19 protein-coding genes are annotated in these 19,755 nt (G+C 63.6%); 6 read left to right on the forward strand and 13 right to left on the reverse strand.

The annotated features are described in order from the left end of the window. Positions 1-128: 128 nt before the first annotated feature. From X771_RS152690 to X771_RS152680, 3 genes are read right to left on the reverse strand one after another with little or no spacing between them, the layout of a single operon-like run. Positions 129-899: an SDR family oxidoreductase gene (locus X771_RS152690; protein ID WP_023804920.1), complete on the reverse strand. Its 771-nt coding sequence runs from the start codon at positions 897-899 to the stop codon at positions 129-131. Positions 900-938: 39 nt separating this feature from the next. After that, positions 939-1,937 (reverse strand): ABC transporter permease, encoded by a 999-nt coding sequence (locus tag X771_RS152685; RefSeq protein WP_023673048.1) that lies wholly within the window; start codon positions 1,935-1,937, stop codon positions 939-941. A gap of 41 nt (positions 1,938-1,978) precedes the next feature. After that, positions 1,979-2,770 (reverse strand): ATP-binding cassette domain-containing protein, encoded by a 792-nt coding sequence (locus tag X771_RS152680; RefSeq protein WP_245259973.1) that lies wholly within the window; start codon positions 2,768-2,770, stop codon positions 1,979-1,981. Positions 2,771-3,185: 415 nt separating this feature from the next. Here X771_RS152680 and X771_RS152675 point away from each other — a divergent pair, with 415 nt between their 5' ends. Together X771_RS152675 and X771_RS152670 are read left to right on the forward strand one after the other, a co-directional pair. Continuing rightward, a complete protein-coding gene (locus X771_RS152675; protein WP_023673050.1) occupies positions 3,186-4,175 on the forward strand; it encodes a sugar-binding protein in 990 nt (329 codons plus the stop codon). A 179-nt stretch (positions 4,176-4,354) separates the two neighbouring features. Further along, complete coding sequence (locus X771_RS152670) at positions 4,355-5,137, forward strand: FadR/GntR family transcriptional regulator (RefSeq protein ID WP_023673051.1); 783 nt, start codon at positions 4,355-4,357, stop codon at positions 5,135-5,137. A gap of 18 nt (positions 5,138-5,155) precedes the next feature. Here the strand turns inward: X771_RS152670 and X771_RS152665 are convergent, their stop codons facing one another. Beyond that, a complete protein-coding gene (locus tag X771_RS152665) occupies positions 5,156-6,094 on the reverse strand; it encodes an NAD(P)-dependent oxidoreductase (RefSeq protein ID WP_023687954.1) in 939 nt (312 codons plus the stop codon). 117 nt (positions 6,095-6,211) lie between these two features. Here X771_RS152665 and X771_RS152660 point away from each other — a divergent pair, with 117 nt between their 5' ends. Both X771_RS152660 and X771_RS152655 read left to right on the forward strand, forming a co-directional pair. Continuing rightward, positions 6,212-7,102, forward strand: a complete 891-nt coding sequence (locus tag X771_RS152660) for an NAD(P)-dependent oxidoreductase (protein ID WP_023687955.1) — start codon at positions 6,212-6,214, stop codon at positions 7,100-7,102. Between the two features lie 107 nt (positions 7,103-7,209). Beyond that, positions 7,210-7,986, forward strand: coding sequence for a FadR/GntR family transcriptional regulator (locus tag X771_RS152655; RefSeq protein ID WP_023687956.1), 777 nt, complete (start codon positions 7,210-7,212; stop codon positions 7,984-7,986). 148 nt (positions 7,987-8,134) lie between these two features. On the opposite strand, the gene X771_RS152650 is transcribed toward X771_RS152655, so the two are convergent. The 5 genes from X771_RS152650 to X771_RS152630 form a co-directional block, all read right to left on the reverse strand. Beyond that, positions 8,135-9,241 (reverse strand): Gfo/Idh/MocA family oxidoreductase, encoded by a 1,107-nt coding sequence (locus X771_RS152650; RefSeq protein WP_023687957.1) that lies wholly within the window; start codon positions 9,239-9,241, stop codon positions 8,135-8,137. 32 nt (positions 9,242-9,273) lie between these two features. Next, positions 9,274-10,110, reverse strand: a complete 837-nt coding sequence (locus tag X771_RS152645; protein ID WP_023712088.1) for an ATP-binding cassette domain-containing protein — start codon at positions 10,108-10,110, stop codon at positions 9,274-9,276. After that, positions 10,107-11,297 (reverse strand): ABC transporter permease, encoded by a 1,191-nt coding sequence (locus tag X771_RS152640; protein WP_023829208.1) that lies wholly within the window; start codon positions 11,295-11,297, stop codon positions 10,107-10,109. The genes X771_RS152645 and X771_RS152640 overlap by 4 nt, the downstream gene beginning before the upstream one ends. A gap of 82 nt (positions 11,298-11,379) precedes the next feature. Next, positions 11,380-12,348, reverse strand: coding sequence for a sugar ABC transporter substrate-binding protein (locus X771_RS152635; RefSeq protein WP_023687959.1), 969 nt, complete (start codon positions 12,346-12,348; stop codon positions 11,380-11,382). Positions 12,349-12,411: 63 nt separating this feature from the next. Then, a complete protein-coding gene (locus tag X771_RS152630; protein WP_023673060.1) occupies positions 12,412-13,323 on the reverse strand; it encodes a polysaccharide deacetylase family protein in 912 nt (303 codons plus the stop codon). A 359-nt stretch (positions 13,324-13,682) separates the two neighbouring features. Between X771_RS152630 and X771_RS152625 the strand changes: the two genes are divergently transcribed. Next, the gene (locus X771_RS152625) at positions 13,683-14,927 is read left to right on the forward strand and encodes an aminotransferase class I/II-fold pyridoxal phosphate-dependent enzyme (protein WP_023673061.1); all 1,245 of its coding nucleotides are present in this window, start codon (positions 13,683-13,685) and stop codon (positions 14,925-14,927) included. 19 nt (positions 14,928-14,946) lie between these two features. Here the strand turns inward: X771_RS152625 and X771_RS152620 are convergent, their stop codons facing one another. The 4 genes from X771_RS152620 to X771_RS152605 all read right to left on the reverse strand — a co-directional run bounded on the left by X771_RS152620 (position 14,947) and on the right by X771_RS152605 (position 18,243). Further along, positions 14,947-16,413 (reverse strand): PLP-dependent aminotransferase family protein, encoded by a 1,467-nt coding sequence (locus tag X771_RS152620; RefSeq protein WP_023673062.1) that lies wholly within the window; start codon positions 16,411-16,413, stop codon positions 14,947-14,949. A gap of 1 nt (position 16,414) precedes the next feature. After that, the gene (locus X771_RS152615; RefSeq protein ID WP_023673063.1) at positions 16,415-16,621 is read right to left on the reverse strand and encodes a LacI family DNA-binding transcriptional regulator; all 207 of its coding nucleotides are present in this window, start codon (positions 16,619-16,621) and stop codon (positions 16,415-16,417) included. Positions 16,622-16,835: 214 nt separating this feature from the next. Then, complete coding sequence (iolE, locus tag X771_RS152610) at positions 16,836-17,747, reverse strand: myo-inosose-2 dehydratase (RefSeq protein WP_023687961.1); 912 nt, start codon at positions 17,745-17,747, stop codon at positions 16,836-16,838. 208 nt (positions 17,748-17,955) lie between these two features. Then, positions 17,956-18,243 carry a DUF3175 domain-containing protein gene (locus X771_RS152605; RefSeq protein ID WP_023673065.1) on the reverse strand — a complete coding sequence of 96 codons (288 nt, stop codon included), beginning with the start codon at positions 18,241-18,243 and terminating at the stop codon, positions 17,956-17,958. A 231-nt stretch (positions 18,244-18,474) separates the two neighbouring features. Between X771_RS152605 and X771_RS152600 the strand changes: the two genes are divergently transcribed. Continuing rightward, positions 18,475-19,647: an MFS transporter gene (locus tag X771_RS152600; protein WP_050587434.1), complete on the forward strand. Its 1,173-nt coding sequence runs from the start codon at positions 18,475-18,477 to the stop codon at positions 19,645-19,647. Positions 19,648-19,755 lie beyond the last annotated feature (108 nt).

The following is a 19,755-nucleotide window of genomic DNA, read 5'->3' on the forward strand; positions in this document are numbered from 1 at the left end:
CTGGCCTCCCTTCGCCTGCAACGGGATTGTGCGGCTGAGTTCGGGGTCGCGTCAAGGCGCGGGGCGAAAGCCGCTGTGTGCTGCCGGCGGCAGTGGTGGATTTTCAGACTGAGCGATAGGGTTTCCCGTCAAACCGAGGCCGTCATGCCGCCGTCGACATAAAGCGTATGGCCGTTGACGAAGGATGAGGCGTCGGAGGCGAGGAACACGGCGGCGCCGATCAGTTCGTCGACATACCCCCAGCGGCCGGCCGGCGTGCGCTTTTCCAGCCAGGCGGAGAATTCCTGGTTGTCGACCAGCGCCTGGTTCATCTCGGTGCGGAAATAGCCGGGGGCGATGGCATTGATCTGCAAGCCGTATTTCGCCCAGTCGGTGCACATGCCCCTGGTCAAATTGCGGATTGCGCCCTTGGTCGCCGTATAGGGCGCGATGTTGGGCCGGGCGAGTTCGCTCTGCACCGAGCCGATGTTTATGATCTTGCCTTTGCCGCGCGCGATCATATTGCGGGCGACCGCCTTGCCGGCATGGAAGGTGCCGGAGACATTGGTCTTGAACAGCCGCTCCCACTGCTCCTCGGGAAAGTCCTCGAGCGGAGCGCGGAACTGCACGCCGGCATTGTTGATCAGGATGTCGATGGCGCCGATCTCGGCCTCGATGCGGGCGACATCGGCATCGACCGCGCGAAAATCCGTCACGTCGAAGGTCGAGGGGTGCGCTTTGAAGCCGGCGTCGCGCAAGCCGGCGACAGCACCGGCAACCTTGCCGGCATCGCGGCCGTTGAGCACGACACTTGCGCCATGCTCGGCAAGGCCGCGCGCCAGCGCCAGGCCGATGCCCTGGCCGGAGCCGGTGATCAGCGCCAGCCGGCCGTTGAGCTCGAACAGGGATTTCGATGTCAAGGCAACGGTTTCCAGCCGAAAGGTTCAGTCCAAAAACATTCAGTCATTGCGCCTGAAGTTGCGGATCCGGTCGAACAGCACCGCGAGCAGGATGGCGCCGCCGATGAACACGCCTTGCCAGAAAGCATTGATGCCGAGCAGACCAAGGCTGTTGCGGATCACTTCGATGAGCGCGGCACCGACAATGGCGCCGAAGGCGGTGCCGACGCCGCCGGCGAGATTGGCGCCGCCAATGACCGTGGCGGCGATGACCTGCAGTTCCATGCCGGTTCCGAGATTGGTGGTGACGGCGCCCAGCCATCCGGTCTGGATGATGCCGGCAATGCCCGCCGCCAGCGCCGAGATCATATAGACGGCGACCTTGATCTGCTTGACGGGAACGCCGGTCAGCGTCGCCGCGTGCTCATTGCCGCCAATGGCGAAGATGTGGCGGCCAAACTTGGTCCAGCGCAGCGTGAATCCGGTGATCAGCGCCAGAAGGATCATGTAGAGGACCGGATTGGCGATGCCGAACACCCAGGCGCCGCCGCCCAGCGCCAGAAGCTTGTCGTGATCCGGGCCGAACTGGAAGACGACAGTGTTGTTGGAGGCGACCATGGCGAGGCTGCGGGCAATCGACAGCATGCCGAGCGTCACCACGAAGGGTGGAAAGCCGAGATAGGCGATCATGATGCCGTTGAAGGCGCCTATGGCGAGCGCAGTGGCGATCGAGGCGAGGATGCCGACTTCTATGGAGTAGCCGGCATGCATGGTGACGGCCAGCACCATCGACGACAGGCAGAGCACCGAACCGACCGACAGGTCGATGCCGCCGGTGATGATGACGAAGGTCATGCCGAGCGCGATGATGGCGACGAAGGTGATGTTGCGGGTGATGTTGTACAGGTTCTTCGACGTGGCGAAGGCGTCAGTGGCAAAAGACAGGAACAGGCAGGCCAGGATGACCGCGATCACCACCCAAAAGGTCTGGCTGGCAAACAGTCTTGCCGGCAAGGATTGCTGCTTTTGTTCGATCGGCTGGTCAATTGTCAGTGCCATCGTCGACCTTCATGTGCTGTGCGTGGTGAAATTCGCTGAGATCAAACCTGTTCGATGGCGCCGGTGATCAGCCCGGTGACTTCCTCGGGCGAACTTGACGCAATCGTCTTGTCGGCGACCTTGCGGCCGCGCCGCATGACGATGACGCGGTCGGCGACGGTGAACACGTCAGGCATGCGGTGGCTGATCAGCACCACTGCGATGCCTTGGTCGCGCAAATGGCGGATCAGGTTCAGCACTTCGGCGACCTGGCGCACCGAGATCGCGGCCGTCGGTTCGTCCATCAACACGATCTTGGCCTGCGACAGCATGGTGCGGGCAATCGCTACTGCCTGGCGCTGGCCGCCCGACATCTGCTTGACGAGGTCGCGCGGACGGGTCTCGGACTTCAACTCGGCGAAGAGCTGGCCGGCGCGCTTGTACATGGCGGCATAGTCGAGGATGCGTAAAGGGCCGAGGCCCCGGCGCAATTCACGGCCGAGATAGACATTGGCGGCGGCGGTCAGATTGTTGCACAGCGCCAGGTCCTGGTGGACGATCTCGATGCCGTGCTGGCGAGCTTCCGCCGGCTTGTGCAGGATCAACTCCTTGCCGTCCATGCGCATGACGCCATGGCTGGGGCGGAAATTGCCGGCGATCATCTTGACCAGTGTCGACTTGCCGGCGCCGTTGTCGCCCATCAGGCCGACCACCTGTCCGGGCTCGATCGACAGCGATACGTCGTTGACCGCCTGGATGGCGCCGAAATGCCTCGAGATATTGGTGAGTTCGAGAACCGCCACCAGTCTTTGCCTCCCCGTGTTTTGCGACCCGCTGCTGTTCCCGGCGTGAATGCCGGCGCTGCTTTGGCCCCGCTCTCCCCATCTCCTCCCGGAAACAGCGTCAGCGTTCTTTTACGCAAAAGCCGGCGCTCGTCAATCAATTGTCGGACGAATTGAAGCGTTGGTTATCCAAAAATCCGTTTTGTAGGACAAATAGCATTGACGTTGGCCGCAAGCCGATATTAGCTAAGCGTCGGAGGAGATTATGCCGATGCCGCTGGCGGTTAGCCGGGCGGAATCGGCGGAGGTTTATCGGTCGAGGTTGCGGCGCCACCCTTGTGTTGAGCCGGGCCAATGCCGCATCTGGAAATGCTTATCGATCTGTCTTGGCGACACGAGTGCTCGTGAAACGAACCTCGGTCATTAAGCATCCGGTCGATCTGTGTGGCGGGCACGCCGTGTCCGTCTGTTTCAAGGGAGGACTGACATGAGGAAAACACTTTTGCTCGCCGCCGTCGCCGCCATGGCGCTGGGCGCCGGGCCGGCTTTGGCCAAGAAACAGCTCGTCATCGTGGTGAAGGGTCTCGACAATCCATTCTTCGAAGCCATCCACCAGGGCTGCGAGAAATGGAACAAGGAAAATGCAAGCTCGGAATATGAATGCTTCTACACCGGCCCGGCATCGACCTCCGACGAGGCCGGCGAAGCGCAGATCGTTCAGGACATGCTGAGCAAGGCCGACACGGTGGCAATGGCGATTTCGCCATCCAACGCGCCGCTGATCGCTCAGACGATCAAGACCGCCAATCCGACGATCCCGATCATGACGCTCGACGCCGATCTCAGCAAGGAAGATGCCGCGCTGCGCAAGACCTATCTCGGCACCGACAACTATTTGATGGGTCACAAGATCGGCGAGTACATCAAGAAGGGCAAGCCGAACGGCGGCACGATCTGTACCATCGAAGGCAATCCCGCGGCCGACAACATCCTGCGCCGCGCGCAGGGCATGCGTGACGCGCTGTCGGGCAAGGAAGGCCTGGCGGCACTTGCCGGCGAAGGCGGCTGGACCGAAGTCGCCGGTTGCCCGGTGTTCACCAATGACGACGGCGCCAAGGGCGTGCAGGCGATGACCGACATCCTCGCCGCCAATCCCAAGCTCGACGCCTTCGGCATCATGGGCGGCTGGCCGCTGTTTGGCGCACCGCAGCCCTATCGCGACCTGTTCGGGCCGCTCAAGGACCGCATCGCCAGCAACGACTTCGTCATCGGCGCCGCCGATACGATCGGCGATGAAGTGGCGATCGCCCGTGACGGCCTTGTAACCGCTCTGGTCGGTCAGCGGCCGTTCGAAATGGGCTACAAGGCACCGTCGGTGATGATCGATCTGGTCGAAGGCAAGGCCGTCGCCGATCCGGTGTTCACCGGCCTCGACGAATGCACAAAGGACACGGTCGACACCTGCATCCAGAAGTAGGTTCTCGATTTCGGGGCGCCCTTTGACGGGCGCCCCGTCTCTTCCCGGACGGACGCAACGGTTGGGGCAGCAGGCTCCGGCTTTGACGCGTCTGTAGTTTGGATTTTCGGCAACGAGATCGGCGCGCCGTGCAGGTTCGGACCAGTCCGGACGCAGACGGCCGACGCATTGGAACGTGAATGCCGGACGAGAAATCAAAGAAGCGAACCGAGCGGGCCAAGGCACAAGCCAGCCGCGGTCCGGCTGTCATGCGCAGGGCCGGTGCCGCGCATTTTCCGGGAGCGAGCGTCCATGTCTCGCTGGCCGGCGAGATCGGCCTCAGAATCGTGCGCGGCGATTATCCGCCCGGCACCATTCTGCCCAACGAGGCCAAATGGGCCGAGATCTTCGATGTCAGTCGTTCGGCGGTGCGCGAAGCCATCAAGATGCTGATGGCCAAAAGCCTGCTGGCTTCACGGCCCAAGATCGGAAGTTGGGTCGAGCCCAGGGAACGCTGGAACCTGCTCGACCGCGATGTGCTGGCCTGGTACGCGACCGGGCCGGACCGGGAAGCCTTCCTGCGCACGGTGCAGGAGTTCCGTCACATCATCGAGCCGGAAGCGTCGGCCTTTGCCGCCACGCGGCGCAACGACGAGCAGATGGACGAGATCAGCCAGGCCTGTCGTGAGATGGGCGAGGCTCTGAACCTGCAGGAGCGTATCCGCGCCGATACGCGTTTTCACCTCGCCATACTGCGCGCCTCGGGCAACGATCTGCTGGTGCCGCTTGGCGTTCTGATCGAGTCGGCGCTCGATCATCTCTTTGTCTTCGTCACACGCGAGACCAGCGATCAGCGGCGGGCGCAGGCGCTGCATGAGGCGATCGAGAAGAACATCCGCCTGCAGCGTCCTGCGGCCGCGCGCAATGCGGTGCACAAACTGCTCGCCAACACCGACGATGTTATCGGCCGGTCGAGGCGCTGACACAGGCTTTTCGCCACCTCAAATCGTCTGCTTCTTGCCATCCTTGCTGGGCATCAGGTCGACGCCGTTGACCTTGCCGATATATGTCGCCAGCATCGGCACGAATTGCTCGGCCGGGCCAGTGGCATGGGCACCGGCGAAGGAGTTCTTGGTGGCGTTGCCGAGCGGGTTGGCGATGCCGGCCGCGCCCGCCATCGATTCCAGATAGGTCAGGTCCTTGAAGGCGTTGGCGATGGTGAATTTATGTGCGTCGCGGTCGCCCTCCAGCGTCCAGCGCATGAAGGTCTGGTAGAAGCCGCAATCCATGCGGCCGTTGCGGATGACGCTGTCGAAACGCGGTGGCGAGATGCCGACCTTTTCGGCCAGCGCCAGCGCCTCGGAATAGATCGCGGCATAGCCCAGCGAGATGAAGTTGTTGAGCAGCTTCATGCGGTGGCCGTCACCTGTATCGCCAATATGAACGATGCGGCCGGCCCAGGTTTCGATGACCGGCTTCACACGGGCAAACAGCGCGTCGGGCGCGCCGACCATGGCGTCGAGCGTGCCTTCCCAGGCTTCCTTCGGGGTGCGGCTGAGCGGTGCATCGACGAAGTCGACGCCGATCTCCTTCAGTTCCGCCGCCAGCGCCACCGTCGAGACCGGATCGGCGGTCGAGCAGTCGACGACGACCGAACCCTTCTTCAAGCCCTCCTTGAGGCCGCCGGGGCCGCGGATGATGGCTTCCACTTCGCGCGAGCCGGTGACGCAGATGAAGACGATGTCGGACGCCGCCGCCACGTCGCGCGAAGTCGCCGCCTCCTTGGCGCCCCGGCCAATCAGGTCCTCCGCCGGCTTGCGGTTCTTGCGGCCGAGGAAGGTCAGGCCATAGCCCTTGTCGACGATGTTCTTGGCAATGCCGTGCCCCATCAGGCCAAGGCCGATAAAGCCGATCTTTTCGCTCGCGGCGGTCGTGGTCATGTCTTGAAGTCCTGTTGCGATGATTGATAGTGGGCGCCGCCGTGTGGCGGGCGAGGGTGGTTGCGGAATGCCATATTGTCTGACAATACACGGAAATCCTAGGCATTGGAGACGAAAATGACGAAGCGGATCATGTTCACCGGCGGCAGCGGCAAGGCCGGTCGCCATGTCGTGCAATATCTGGTCGAACAGGGCTGCCAGGTGCTCAACATCGACACCAGGCCGCTCGACAATCCCAAGGTGCGCACGCTGATCACCGACATCACCGACAGCGGCCAGGTGTTCAACGCGCTGTCGAGCTATATGGGCCTGCATGAATTCGATCCGTCGCTGCGCCCGCAGCCGGTCGATGCCGTGGTGCATTTCGCCGCCATACCGCGCATCATGATGACGACCGACAATGAGGCGTTCCGCATCAATGCGATGGGCACCTACAACGTCATCGAGGCGGCGGTGAAGCTCGGCATCCCGAAGGTGGTGATCGCGTCCAGCGAGACCACCTACGGCGTGGTGTTCGCCAACGAGCCGCGCGATCCCAAATATTTCCCACTCGACGAAGAATACGACGTCGATCCGATGGACAGCTATGCTCTGTCCAAGGTCGTCAACGAGCACACGGCGCGCGCCTTTGCGCAGCGCAACGGCACCGATATCTATGCCTTGCGCATCGGCAACGTCATCGAACCGCACGAATATTCGCTGTTTCCGAAGTGGTTTGCCGATCCGGGCTTTCGCAAGCGCATCGCCTGGAGCTATGTCGACGCGCGCGATCTCGGCCAGATCACGCTGCGCGCCGTTGAAACGGACGGGCTCGGCTTCCAGGTGTTCAACGCCGCCAATGACGACACCTCGTCCGACCTGCCGACGGCCGAACTTTTGAAGCGGTTTTACCCCGACGTGCCGGTCAAGGCGGATCTCGGCGAATATGAAACGCTGCTCTCGAACCGCAAGGCCAGGGACATGCTCGGCTTCCGTCCCGAGCACAGCTGGCGCAAATACGTCAAATAGGACGGCCGGGGGCAAGGTTGCGACCTGATCTGTGCACAGCCGCAGGCTTTGCCGTCAACGTCCCGTCCTTTGCTTGACAGCTTTCGAAATCCGGACTTTGTGGACGCATGAGGGACGGAAAGCCGAATAAGGGAAAGAAGCCTGAAAAGGCGGCATCCGGCGAGCGCCCGGCGACCCTTCGCCGGGCTGACGCCACCCGGATGCCCGGCACCAGCGTGCATGCCTCGCTGGCCAGCGAAATCGGGCTTCGGATCGTGCGCGGCGACTATCCGCCAGGCACCATCCTGCCCAATGAAGCCAAATGGTCCGAAACCTTCAACGTCAGTCGCTCTGCGGTGCGCGAAGCGATCAAGATGCTGATGGCCAAAAGCCTTTTGGCGTCGCGCCCCAAGATCGGCAGTTGGGTGGAGCCCAGGGAGCGCTGGAACCTGCTCGATCGCGATGTGCTCGCCTGGTACGCGACCGCGCCCGACCGTGAGGTGTTCCTGAAGACGGTGCAGGAATTCCGCCACATCATCGAGCCGGAAGCGACTGCCTTCGCAGCCATGCGACGCACCGAGGAGCAGATGGCCGAGATCAGCCAGGCCTGCCGCGAGATGGGCGAGGCGTCGAGCCTGCAGGAGCGCACGCGCGCCGACACACGTTTCCATCTGGCCATCCTGCGTGCCTCCGGCAATGACCTGCTGGTGCCGCTCGGCGTGCTGATCGAATCCGCCTTCGATCATCTGTTCACCTATACGACGCGCGAACTCGACGATCTGCAGCATGCACAGCAACTGCACGAGGCGATCGAGAAGGCCATCCGCCTGCAGCGGCCGGAGGCGGCCCGCAACGCGGTGCGCAAGCTGCTCGCCAATACAGACGGCGTCATCAACACCCGGTAGGATGTGCTGAAATTCAGGTGAGGCGGGCCTGCAAACGCCGGCTTTCTGCGCTTCCGGTGCTCACGTACTTAAGTACGCTCCGCTCCGGTTCTCGAACCCAATGTTTTCGGCGCGGCCTGACCTGAATCTCAACACATCCTGCGAGCGCTCAGCCGGCCTGCGAAGTGGCCAAATGCTGCCTGGTCAGCGCGATCAGCAGCGCCTGGTCGCGCGCGGCGTGCTCGGGGCGGTTGACCACCTCGTCGCCATTGACGATCGCACCCCAGAAGCCGCGCAGTTCCTCGACGAAGGCTTCGCCGTAGCCGGCGCGCAGATCCTTCGTCGACAGTGTGTGGCCGTCCGAGGTCTTCACAGTCAGCCGGGTCGGGTGATGGTTGAGCCAGGGCGAGGGGAATTCGAGCTCGAGGCTGGCAGCGTCGAAGAACAGCGTGATGCGTTCCTTGTAGTCGGCGAGCTTCGGCACGGTGAGATGCGTCATCGTCCACAGCGCCTGGCCGTCGAGCAGTTTTACTGCGCCCTGGCCGCCATCGCCATTGGCGAAGATCTGCGCGCCGACGACCTCGCCATCCGGCACGCTGAGCGCGTCGAGCAGGCCGTGTACGGCATTCACATCGTGAATCAAGGCGGAGCTGTAAGCGGCGGTAAATCCACGGAAAGCCAGATCGTTCAAAGGCTGGCCGATAGCGCGTTCGACCTGTTGTTTCTGCCTGGCTTGCGCGGCGGCAATCAGCTCCTCGGGAATGTCGTTGCCGCGCTTGTAGCGCTGGTGGGCGATGAACGGCCAGGCATCGGGATCGTTAACCTCGACCGAGACGGACCGCAACGTCTTTGCCGTGCCGGGCAGCGAGGCCAGCGCCAGCCGGTAGCTCGGATCGAAGCGCTTCATATAGCCGACCTGCATGACCTTGCCGGCCTTATCGCGCGCGGCGATGATCTCGGCGATTTCCGCCGGGGAATAGCAGAGCGGCTTTTCGCAGAAGACATGCAGGCCGCGCCCCAGTGCGGCCAGCACCTGCTCTTGATGCAGCGGGTCGGGCGAGCCGATCACGACGGCGTCGAGCTTATGGTCGAACAGTTGCTCCGGCGTTTCGAAATTGGCGATGCCGTGAACTTCGCTGACATATTCCCGCGAAATCCTTGACGGGTCGGCGACGCCGACCAGTTCGAACAGGTCGCCGAGCCGCAACAGATTCGGAATATGCTCGACCTGCGAGATCATGCCGGCGCCGATAACGCCAACCCGTATCCTGCTCATGCTGCTAAAACTCTCTGCAAAGTGTTCCAGGCTCAGGGTGCGGCGGCCGGCCGATTGCCGATCTGCGCCAACAGCCCGGCAATCTCAGCTTCCACCGCCTTCAGATCCTCGCCGCCCGACATGATGGAAATCACCTCGTCGCGCGAGATCTCGGACTTTGCGTATGTGCCGCGATTGCGGCCGCGGTTGAGCAGCGTGAAAGTGTCACCGACAGGGTAGGCGTGGTGGATGTTGTGGCTGATGAAGATCACCGCCAGCCCGCGCATGCGCGCCTCGATGATGAATTTCAGCACCATGGCCGCCTGATGCACGCCGAGCGCCGAGGTCGGCTCGTCAAGGATCAGCACCTTTGCGCCGAAGTGGACTGCGCGCGCGATTGCCACCGATTGGCGCTCGCCGCCCGACAGCGTGCCGACGGCCTGCGTCGGGTCGCGCACGTCGATGCCGATATCGGCCATCGCCTGGCGGGCAATTGTGTTGGCGCGCTCCTTGTCGAAGCGCGAGAAGGGCAGGCGGCTTCTGGTCGGCTCGCGGCCGAGGAAGAAATTGCGCGTGATCGACATCAGCGAGATCATGCCGAGGTCCTGGAAGACCGTCGCGACGCCGAGGTCCTGCGCGTCGCGCGGGCTGCGGAACGTGACGGGCTTGCCGTCGACGAAAATCTCGCCCTTGGTCGGCCGGTGCACGCCCGACAGAACCTTGATCAGCGTCGACTTGCCGGCGCCGTTGTCGCCCAGCAAGCAGTGCACCTCGCCGGGATAGACCTTGATGTCGATATCCTGCAGCGCGCGCACCGAGCCGAAATTGACCGACACACCACGCAATTCCATGGCTGGCTGGATGGCCGGGGACGGGTTTGGGTAGGTCATTTGCCGCCTCCGCGTCCGAGCGCCTTGAGGCGGATGTAGTTGTTGACCAGCACGGCCATCAAAATGACGATGCCGAGGAAGACCTTGAACCAGTCGGTGTCGATGCCGGTGTAGAAGATGCCCATCTGCACCAGGCCGAAGATCAGCGCGCCGAACAGCACGCCATAGACGGTGCCGTAGCCGCCGGTGAGCAGCACGCCGCCGATGACCGCGGCGATGATCGCCTCGAATTCCTTGAGCAGGCCGCGCGTGGTGTCGGCGGAGCCGGCCTCCATCACCTGGATGGTGGCAAGCAAGGTCGCGGCACAGGCGGTGTAGATGAACAGCGCGATCTTAACCCGGTCGACCGGCACGCCGACATTGCGGGCGGCATTGAGGTCGCCGCCGGTGGCGAAGATCCAGTTGCCGTATTTGGTCTGGGTCAAGACATAGCCGGCAAGCGCTGTCAGTCCGAGCCACCAGACGATCGACATCGGAATGCCGACGACGAAGGGAATGCCGTCGGTGCGGGTGGCGATCCAACCTTGCGTGCCCATCCATTGGAAGAAGCCGGTCAGGAGATGGCCGTTGAACAGGCCCGCGGTTGCCGGGTCCGGCGCGCCGTCGAGGATGTAGGGGATCTGCGTGCGGCCGGTGACGGCGCGGGTGATGCCGATCGACAGGCCGCGCAGGATGTAGAGCGACGCCAGCGTCACGATGAAGGAGGGCAGGCGGGTCTTCACCACGATCAGGCCGTTGACGTAGCCGGTGAGGATGGCGACAGCGAAGGCGCAGGCGATGCCGCCCCACAGCGGCAAGCCCCAGTATTTGACGGTCAGGCCGATGACGACGCCGGCGAAGCCGACCATCGAGCCGACGGAGAGATCGAACTCGCCGGCGATGATGAGAAGGGCTGCGGCCGTGGCGATGATGCCGAGTTCGGCTGCCAGCGTCAGGAAGGTCATCGACCCCTGTAGCGAATAGAGGTTCGACGCACCCGGCAGCAGGGCGAAGATGATGACGGTGGCGATGAGGCCGCCGGCGGCACCGGCTTCGGGCCGGCGCAGCCATTGCGTCAGCCGGCCGGTGCTGGCCAGCCGCTCGTCAGTGCCGGCAGCCCGTTTCGACGTCATGCCGAAACGGTCCTTGCCCAGTACCCCGGGGGCCGGCGCTTCTGGAGGTATCGCCTTGTCTTCCACAACAGCCATTAGGCTCCCCAATCGCTCACTTCGCAATCTCGACCAGAGACGGGGAGCGCATGGCGGCTCCCCGATCCGTTTTGGTCTTGCCTTAGCGGATGCCGTCCTTGGCGAGCGCCAGGATCGCCTTGGCCTTGTCGGGCGAGTCGATGAACAGCGGCCCGGTGTAGGCGTTGTTCTGCGGCCAGAAGCCATGTGTGGCATGCTCGACCAGATAGATCACCGGCAGGTATCCCATCAGATATTGCTGGGCGTCCATGCCGAAGCCCATTTCGCCGGCGACGACGGAATCCAGGACTTCGGGGCTGATGTCGAAGGTGTAGAGCTTGATCTTGCCGAACAGTTCCTTCTGCCGGAAGAACGGGATCAGCGGATTGGCGGCGGTGGCGCCGAGCGCAAACACCGCCTGGGTGTCGGGATGCGCCGACAGATAGGCCTCGGTGCGGCGCTGGATGTCGGCCGGATCGGGCGACACGGTAAGCACCTCGGTGCCGCCGCCTGACGGCTTCAGCCCGTCATTCAACCCCTGGCAGCGCTGGTCGAGGCTGACATTGCCGACCTCGTGGTTGATGCAGACGACCTTGAGCGTGCCTTCCTTGGCCAGCCGCTCGCCCGCCTTCTTGCCGGAATCATATTCGGAGACTGTGCCGACGTAGAGAGAGGTGCCGAGTTCGGCGCCTTCCTTCTCGCCGGAATCCAGGACGACCATCGGAATGTTGGCGGCAAGGCCGGCCTTGACCGATTTACCAAGCGCATTGGCGTCGGCAATGGAGACGGCGATGCCGTCGGGATTGGTGGCGATGGCCGCGTCGAGCAGGCGGGCCTGTTCGACCACGTCGAACACTTGCGGCGCATAATATTCGACCTTGGCGCCGGTGAGCGCCGCCGCATCGTCGACGCCGCGCTTGACCACCGACCAGTAGGGATCGGAGGCCGAGCCATGCACCACGAAGGTGATGCGGACATCCTTCGGGTCCTTCAGGCCCGCGGCCTGCACGACGCCCGCCAGCATACTCATCGAGACAAGCGCGCCGAGCGCCAGTTTCAGAACAGTCTTCATGTCATTCTCCCATTGTCGTTGCAGTTCCAAATCCCTCTTTGCGCTGTTGGCCGACGGATCGGCTTACGGCGCTGACCGGGTGGCCGCTTTGCGGGCCTTTGCCGGTGTCGATGCCCCGAGCCGTGCACGCAGTTCCTCGCGCAACGGCTTCATGCCGATGATGTCGATGTCCTGCGCGCCGAGCCAGTCGCGAAAAGCCTGGTCGCGGAAGAGTTCATATTCCTCGGTGCGGATATAGGCGGAGCGCGGCTCGATCAGTTCGAGCTCGCCCGGCGCGTTGAAGTGCAGGCAAAAGAAGGTCAGGCCTTCACGGACCCCTTCGACCAATGCCTTGTAGGCTGGCTCTATCGGCTTGGAGCGTGGACGGCCCCAGGTCGTCTGAATGGCGGCGTCGAAGATGACAAAGCCTTTGGCGCGGGCTCCAGTGACGCCGCGCTGGAACGCCGCTTCGGTGACGCCGACCAGATTGTCGTTGGGCGAATAGGCCGACAGCGTTTTGGTCAACAGCACCGGCAGCCGATATTCCAGGCCGAGCTTGATGTAGACGTCGCAAAACTCCGGCGACAGCGCTGCCCCCATATGGGCGTCAAGATGAGTGACGTCGATGCCGGCGCGGTAGGCGGTGTCGATCTGCGCGCGAAGCTCGGTTTCCACCGCTTGCGGTGCTGCCTTGCGGCGGGTGGTCGCTACATCGGGCCAGAAATAGCCGAACTCGTCCGTCAGGCCGGCCGCGCGCGACGGCGACGTCAGCGGCCGCCATTTGTAGTGCTGCTTTTCGCTGTTCAGCGTCAGGTGGACGCCGAGATCGAGCCGGGGATCGGCGGCTGCCGCTTCGGCCATCTCAGGGAACCATGGGCACGGCACCATCACGGCGCCGGAGCTGCAGGCGCCGTGTGCGGTCAGTTCGAGGAAGGCGCTGTTGGCGCCATGGCACATGCCGACATCGTCTTCATGCAGGACGAGCTGTCGCGTCATGGACGGCCACCGTCTTGCCGGCCACCATCTTGCCGGCCACCATCTTGCCGGCACGCCGGTTTCGAGGGTCTTCCAAAGTGTGTCCCGTGCTGCATGGAACCGACCGTTTGCCCAACTGGACGCGATGGAACGCCCAATGCCGGCTTTCCGACAGGGCCACTTCGACGAATTCGGATGGGTACGATTTTTCCGCGGGCCTGCATTCTGGAATGTCGATTTCATTCGATATGCCCACATTCGGCGTCAAACCCGGCCATCAAGCAACCGGGATGGCTTGGTCAGATCGCAGCGGAGTGGTTCTTTCAAACAGCGGCCGCAGGCGTACTGCTTTCATACCATCAGCGATGTGGAGACTTGCCATGTACACTGCCGGCGAAGAAGAGATCGAAGCCATTGCCAGGGTGATCCGCTCGGGTGCGCTGTTTCGCTATGGCGAGAACAGCGAGTGCAACCGCTTCGAGGCCCGCTATGCCAGGCATCTCGGCGTCGAGCATTTTGCGCTGGCCGCCAGCGGCACCTATGGGCTCGCCGCCGGCCTGATCGGCCTCGGCATCGGCCCGGGCGATGAGGTGCTGGTGCCGGCGCACACCTATATGGCGACCGCAACGGCAGTGCTGTCGGTCGGCGCCATTCCGGTCATTGTCGACATCGACGAGAGCCTGACCATTGACCCGGCCGCTCTGCGCGACGCCATCGGCCCGCGCACCAAGGCGGTCATCCCGGTGCATATGTGGGGTGCGGCCTGCAACATGAACGCGATCATGGATATCGCTAAAAAACGCGGTCTGCTCGTGCTGGAAGATGTCTGCCAGGGCATTGGCGGCGGCTATGAGGGCAAGAAGCTCGGCTCCATCGGCCATGCCGGCGCCTACTCCTTCAACTACTTCAAGAACATCACGTCGGGCGAGGGCGGCGGCATCGCCACCAGCGATCCGAAAGTGGCCGAGCGCGCGCGCTGCGCCATCGACCCCTGCCACTTCTACTGGCAGGGCCGCAGCGACAGCATCAAGCCGTTCGCCGGCATCGGGGCGCGCGCCTCGGAACTGATGGGTGCAATGCTCAATGTCCAGCTCGACCGTCTGGACGGCATCATCGAGGCGATGCGGGCGGAGAAGAAGAAGGTGCTGGCCGGCACGCGCCATCTCGGCAATCTCGGCCTGACGCCGTCGCCGATGAACAGCCCCGACGACGATTGCGCGGCACAGGTAATGTATCTGCTGCCCAGCGAACAGGCGGCGCAGACTTTTTCGAAGACCATTCCGAGCGTCATTGCCGGCAAGACCGGCCGCCACAATTTCACCCAGTGGGACCAGGTGCTGATGCATGAGGGCGCGCATCATCCGGCGCTCAATCCGTACACGCTGCCGGAAAACAAAGGCCTGCGGCTGACCTATGCCGACGACCTCGGCAAGGGTTCTCTCGACATCCTCAACCGCACGGTGATGATCGCGATGAATCCGGCGCATGGCGACGCCGACATCGACGACATGATCCATAACATCGATGCGGCGGCCCGTGTGGCGCTGGAGAATGCCTCGCTGGACGATGTCGAGGTGCGCAAGGCAGCACCGGTGGACCTGCAGAAATTCGACAGCGTGAATTGAAGAGCCGCGTTGGACCGGCTTATTGCCGGTCCAGCCGCATGAAGGCGGCGCGCAGCGCCAGCACTGCGCGCAGGATCTGGCGTTCGTCCATCGCGGCATAGCCGAGCAGCAGGCCGTGTTCCGGCTCGCTCGAATGGTAGTTGATCGAGATGCCCTGCACGTCGAGGCCCTCCTTGACGGCAGCGGCGACGACGTCGCTGTCCTTGTAGGGTCGGATAAAACTGGCCAGCAGCTGCATGCCGGAATCGTTCTCGGTCACGGTCAGCCATTCGGCCAGATGCTCCTGGCACAGTTTTACGAAATTGGCCTGCCGGCGCGCATAGAGCCGGCGCATACGCTTCAGATGCGTGGCGAAATAGCCTTGCGTGATGAAGTCGTTGACCGTCGCCTGCAGGATCAGCGGCGCGAACTGGCCGGTGATCGAGACGGCGCGGTCGAAGGGGACCGACAGTTCGCGCGGCACGATGAGATAGCCGATGCGGAGCGCCGGGATCAGCGTCTTGCCGAAGGAGCCGATATAGACGACCCGGTCGGCGTGATCGAGGCCGCGCAGCGCCGGTACCGGCCGGCCACGGTACCGGTACTCGCCGTCATAATCATCCTCGACGATCCAGGCGCCGTGGCGCTCGGCGATGTCGAGCAGCTGCAGCCGTTCCTCGATGCGCATGATGGTGCCGAACGGCCACTGGCAGGATGGCGTCACATAGATCAGGCGCGGCGGCGGCAGCTCTGGGTCTGCGAGATGCCATCCAAGGCGATCGACCTTCAAGGGCGCAAGCTGCGCGCCGCTGGCGAGAAAGGCGCTCTTGGCGCCGAGATAGCCGGGCTCCTCCATCCAGACATGGTCGCCTTCGTCCATCAGCACGCGCGAAGCGAGGTCGAGTGCTGCCTGCGCGCCGGTGACGATGATGACCTGGTCGGCGGTGCAATTGATGCCGCGCGACAGGCTTATGGTCGAGGCGATGGCCTGGCGCAGGCCGGGATGGCCGGCAAAGGAGATATAGCCGAGCAAATTCTCATCGCGGCTGCGCGCATTGCGCACCAGAAGGCTCGACCAGATGGTGAAGGGAAAGGATGCCGATTCCGGCACGCCCGGATGGAAGTTGATGACGCCGGCATTGCGTGGCGGCTGCGGGCCGTTGACGATGGTCTGACCGCGCCGCGAGAGTTTTTGCGGGGCGGCGAGGCCGGCGCGCAGCGCGGCCGGCGGGCGTTTCTGCTGGATCGGCGCCACCCAGGTGCCGGACCCGGCGCGCGCCTCTATAAACCCTTCGGCGAGCAGCTGGTCGTAGGCGGCGATCACCGTGTTGCGGCCGACCTTGAGATCCTCGGCCAGCGAGCGTGTCGAAGGAAGCAGCGTGTTCTGCTGGATCTGGCCGTCGAGGATGAAGCGCCGCAAGGCGCCGTAGATCTGCCGGTGCATCGGTTCGTCCGAGCCGCGGTCGACCGACATGATGTCGAGGGAAAGGCGCATATGGTCGGCCAAGCTAGTCTCCGACCAACCTGGCGGCGCGGGCGATCTTCTCTTCGTTAAGCAGGCAGACAGTCTCCAGCACCAGCCGTCTGGTTTCGGGACGGACCTCGCGGCTGTTCTTCAGCGCGCGGTGAACGGTTGCCGCGCCGAGTTCCGCCTTCTCGGCGATCTCACGGATGGTGCAAAGCCGTTCCATGCCGAGTGCCGCCTCGAATGCCATGTCGCTCCTCCATCTGCATCAAGGCATGCCTCGTCCCCAGCCTCAAGCTGGAAACGCCGGGCCGGCAACTCGGGGGCAAAAATTTCGATGCCAAGAACTGTGCGATCCGCGCCGCCAAGGGAGGGCGGCGGCGCGGATCGCCGGGCGCTTTCGCGTCGCTACCCCTACCGAGGCGCGCGCCCAACCGGCCCAACCACCAGCCCCCCGGCGGTGGTTAGGCCATGTCTCGTATTGCCACGTCGAACCCGGCCGTGCAGGCCGTTTTGAGAAGCGAAGCGTAACCTTTCGTGGCATAGGTCAAGGGGTGTGCCTTGGCCGGATCCTGCTCGGCCTCGACGACGATCCAGCCTTCGAAGCCATGGCTGGCCAGAGGCTGCAGCAGCGACAGGAAATCGACGGAGCCATCGCCGGGCACGGTGAAGATTCCTTCCATCACTGCCGCCATGAAACTCATGTCCTCGCGCCGTGCCTTCTCCAGCACGGCCGCGCGGACGTCCTTGCAATGGAAATGCACGATGCGGTCGAGATGCCGGTTCAGGAGGGAGGCCGGGTCGCCGCCTGAGAACAGACAATGGCCGGTATCGAACAGCAGGCCGACGCTCTTGCCGGTTGCGGCCATCAGCCTGTCGACCTCGTCATCGCTCTCGACGATCGTGCCCATATGGTGATGGAAAGCCATGCCGACGCCGAAGGCAGCCATGCGGTCGGCGAGTTCGGTCAGCTTCTCGCCATAGGCGGTCCATTCGCCGTCAGCGAGGCGCGGACGCTGTGAGATCGGCGCGAAAATGCCGTCATGACGGCCGCGCGAGGTGTCGGCATAGACGACGACCTTGGCGCCGAGGTCGCGCAGCAGGGTCAGATGCGAGGTGAGGGCGGCGAATTCCTCGTCGACCGTGCGGTCCAGAATGCGGCCGTCATACCAGCCGGAGACGAGTTCCAGTCCGTAAGAAGACAGGATCGGTCCAAGCTCGTCGCTTCGCCTGGGGAATTTGCCGCCGAGTTCGGTGCCGCGATAGCCGGCCTGCCTGGTTTCCGACAGGCATGTCGCGAGCGGCGTATCGCCGCCGAGTGCGGGAACATCGTCATTGCTCCAGGTGATGGGATTGATGCCGATCTTGACCGTCATGCCGCTACTTCAAAGGGCTCGGGGAAACACAAAGCCGAGGCCGGCAAACTGAGGGGAAAGAGGACCTGTCACTAGGTCCAGTTGAGGTGAATTTGGCAGAGCCAATCGGGAGCGCTAAAGCGCGTCCCGTTTGAACGGACTAAGTCGACGCGCTTAGGTCTTTGCATGTCGTTGTCTCAAAACCGGCGCCACTTTTGAGCGACATGCATTAATCCTGCTGCGGCCTTCCGAAGGCCGCGCGCAGTTCGTCCTTGGCGTCCTCGAGCACTTTCCGGCGCGCCTGCGGCAGGTTCTTGCCGGCGCGGTTGATGTAGAAATTCAGCATCGACATGGCCGACTGAAACGGCTCGGCCTTGCGGCGGTCGCTGTGCTCGGCCGAGCGCTTGAGCGAGGCCGCGATCTTCCTGGCGTCGTCGGCTTCGAAGATGTGGTCCTCGAGGTCCATCGCATCGCTGTGCTCGGTCACCTCGGCCGACCATTTCTTTTTCGCGGTCATGACAAACTCCTTCCTGTCGCAAAAACTCGAGCAGGCCGCCGCCGGTTCCCGAGAAAGCCGCCGGGCCGCTGGAGCCACGGATCATGGCCCTGTGGCGCTGCCCGTCGCGGTGAATGCGCCGATAGTGGCGACACAACGGTCGACTTCCCAGGACCGTAGACAGGAAACGCCTTGACCCCGATCGTCGCCAATCAGGCGGATAGCCCCGGCATCGACAGCAGCTACGCCTGGATGCGGCTTGCCATCTCCATGCTGCTGGCGACGATCGGTGCGGTCGGCATGTGGGCCGTCGTCGTCGTGCTGCCGGCCGTGCAGGCCGAGTTCGGCGTTGACCGCGCCGCGGCATCGATGCCCTACACCGCAACCATGGTCGGCTTCGCCGCCGGCAATGTGCTGGTTGGCCGCGCGGTCGATCGCATGGGGTATTGGATCCCGGCACTGCTATCCTCGGTGGCTCTCGCCGCCGGCCTGCTGCTCGCCGCGCTGTCGACCTCTATCCTGCAATTCACCCTTGCCCAGGGCGTGCTGATTGGTGTCGGCACATCGGTGATCTTCGGGCCGCTGATCGCCGACATCTCGCACTGGTTCAACCGTCGGCGCGGCGTCGCCGTCACAGCTGCGGCGGCTGGCAACTATCTCGCCGGAGCGCTCTGGCCAACCATCATGCCGACACTGATCAAGGCGGAAGGCTGGCGCTTCACCTATGCCGGCATCGGTGTCTTCTGCCTGGTCACCATGGTGCCACTGGTGCTGTTGTTGCGGCGCGCTGCTCCGGCGGCGGCTGCCGCCGGTTCGCCCGGAAGCCGGCCAGTGCAGTCGATTTCGCTGTCGCCGGCGGCGTTACAGGTGCTGCTGATCGTTGCCGGTCTCGGCTGCTGCGTGGCGATGTCGATGCCGCAGGTGCACATCGTCGCCTATTGCATGGATCTTGGCTACGGCATTGCGCATGGCGCCGACATGCTGTCGATCATGATGGCGGCGGGCGTCGTCAGCCGGCTCGCCTCCGGCTTTGTCGCCGACCGCATCGGCGGCGTGAAAACCCTGCTTATCGGTTCCGTGCTGCAATGCCTGTCGCTTTTGTTTTACATCCCGTTCGACGGGCTTGCCTCGCTCTATGTCGTGTCGCTGGTGTTCGGCCTGTCGCAAGGCGGCATCGTGCCTTGCTATGCCATCATCGTGCGCGAATACCTGCCCGCCAGGGAGGCCGGCCAGCGTATCGGCATCGTCATGATGGCGACCATCTTCGGCATGGCGATCGGTGGCTGGATGTCGGGCTGGATCTACGACCTGACCGGCTCTTACGCCGCCGCGTTCCTCAACGGGATCGCGTGGAACTTGCTGAACATAGTGGCCATCGGGCTGCTGCTGTGGAAAGCAAAACGCAGTGCTGCCCTGATGGCTTAGGAAGGCAGGATTGCCCTGTTGCTTGACAAGGGCGATTGGCTGCGCGACGCCAGCAGGCGAGTGGGTGCGGCAGCAGCCGGTTGGCATGGTGGCAGTGGAAAAGCTGAA

The organism is Mesorhizobium sp. LSJC269B00, from assembly GCF_000502815.1.
Classification (GTDB): Bacteria; Pseudomonadota; Alphaproteobacteria; order Rhizobiales; family Rhizobiaceae; genus Mesorhizobium.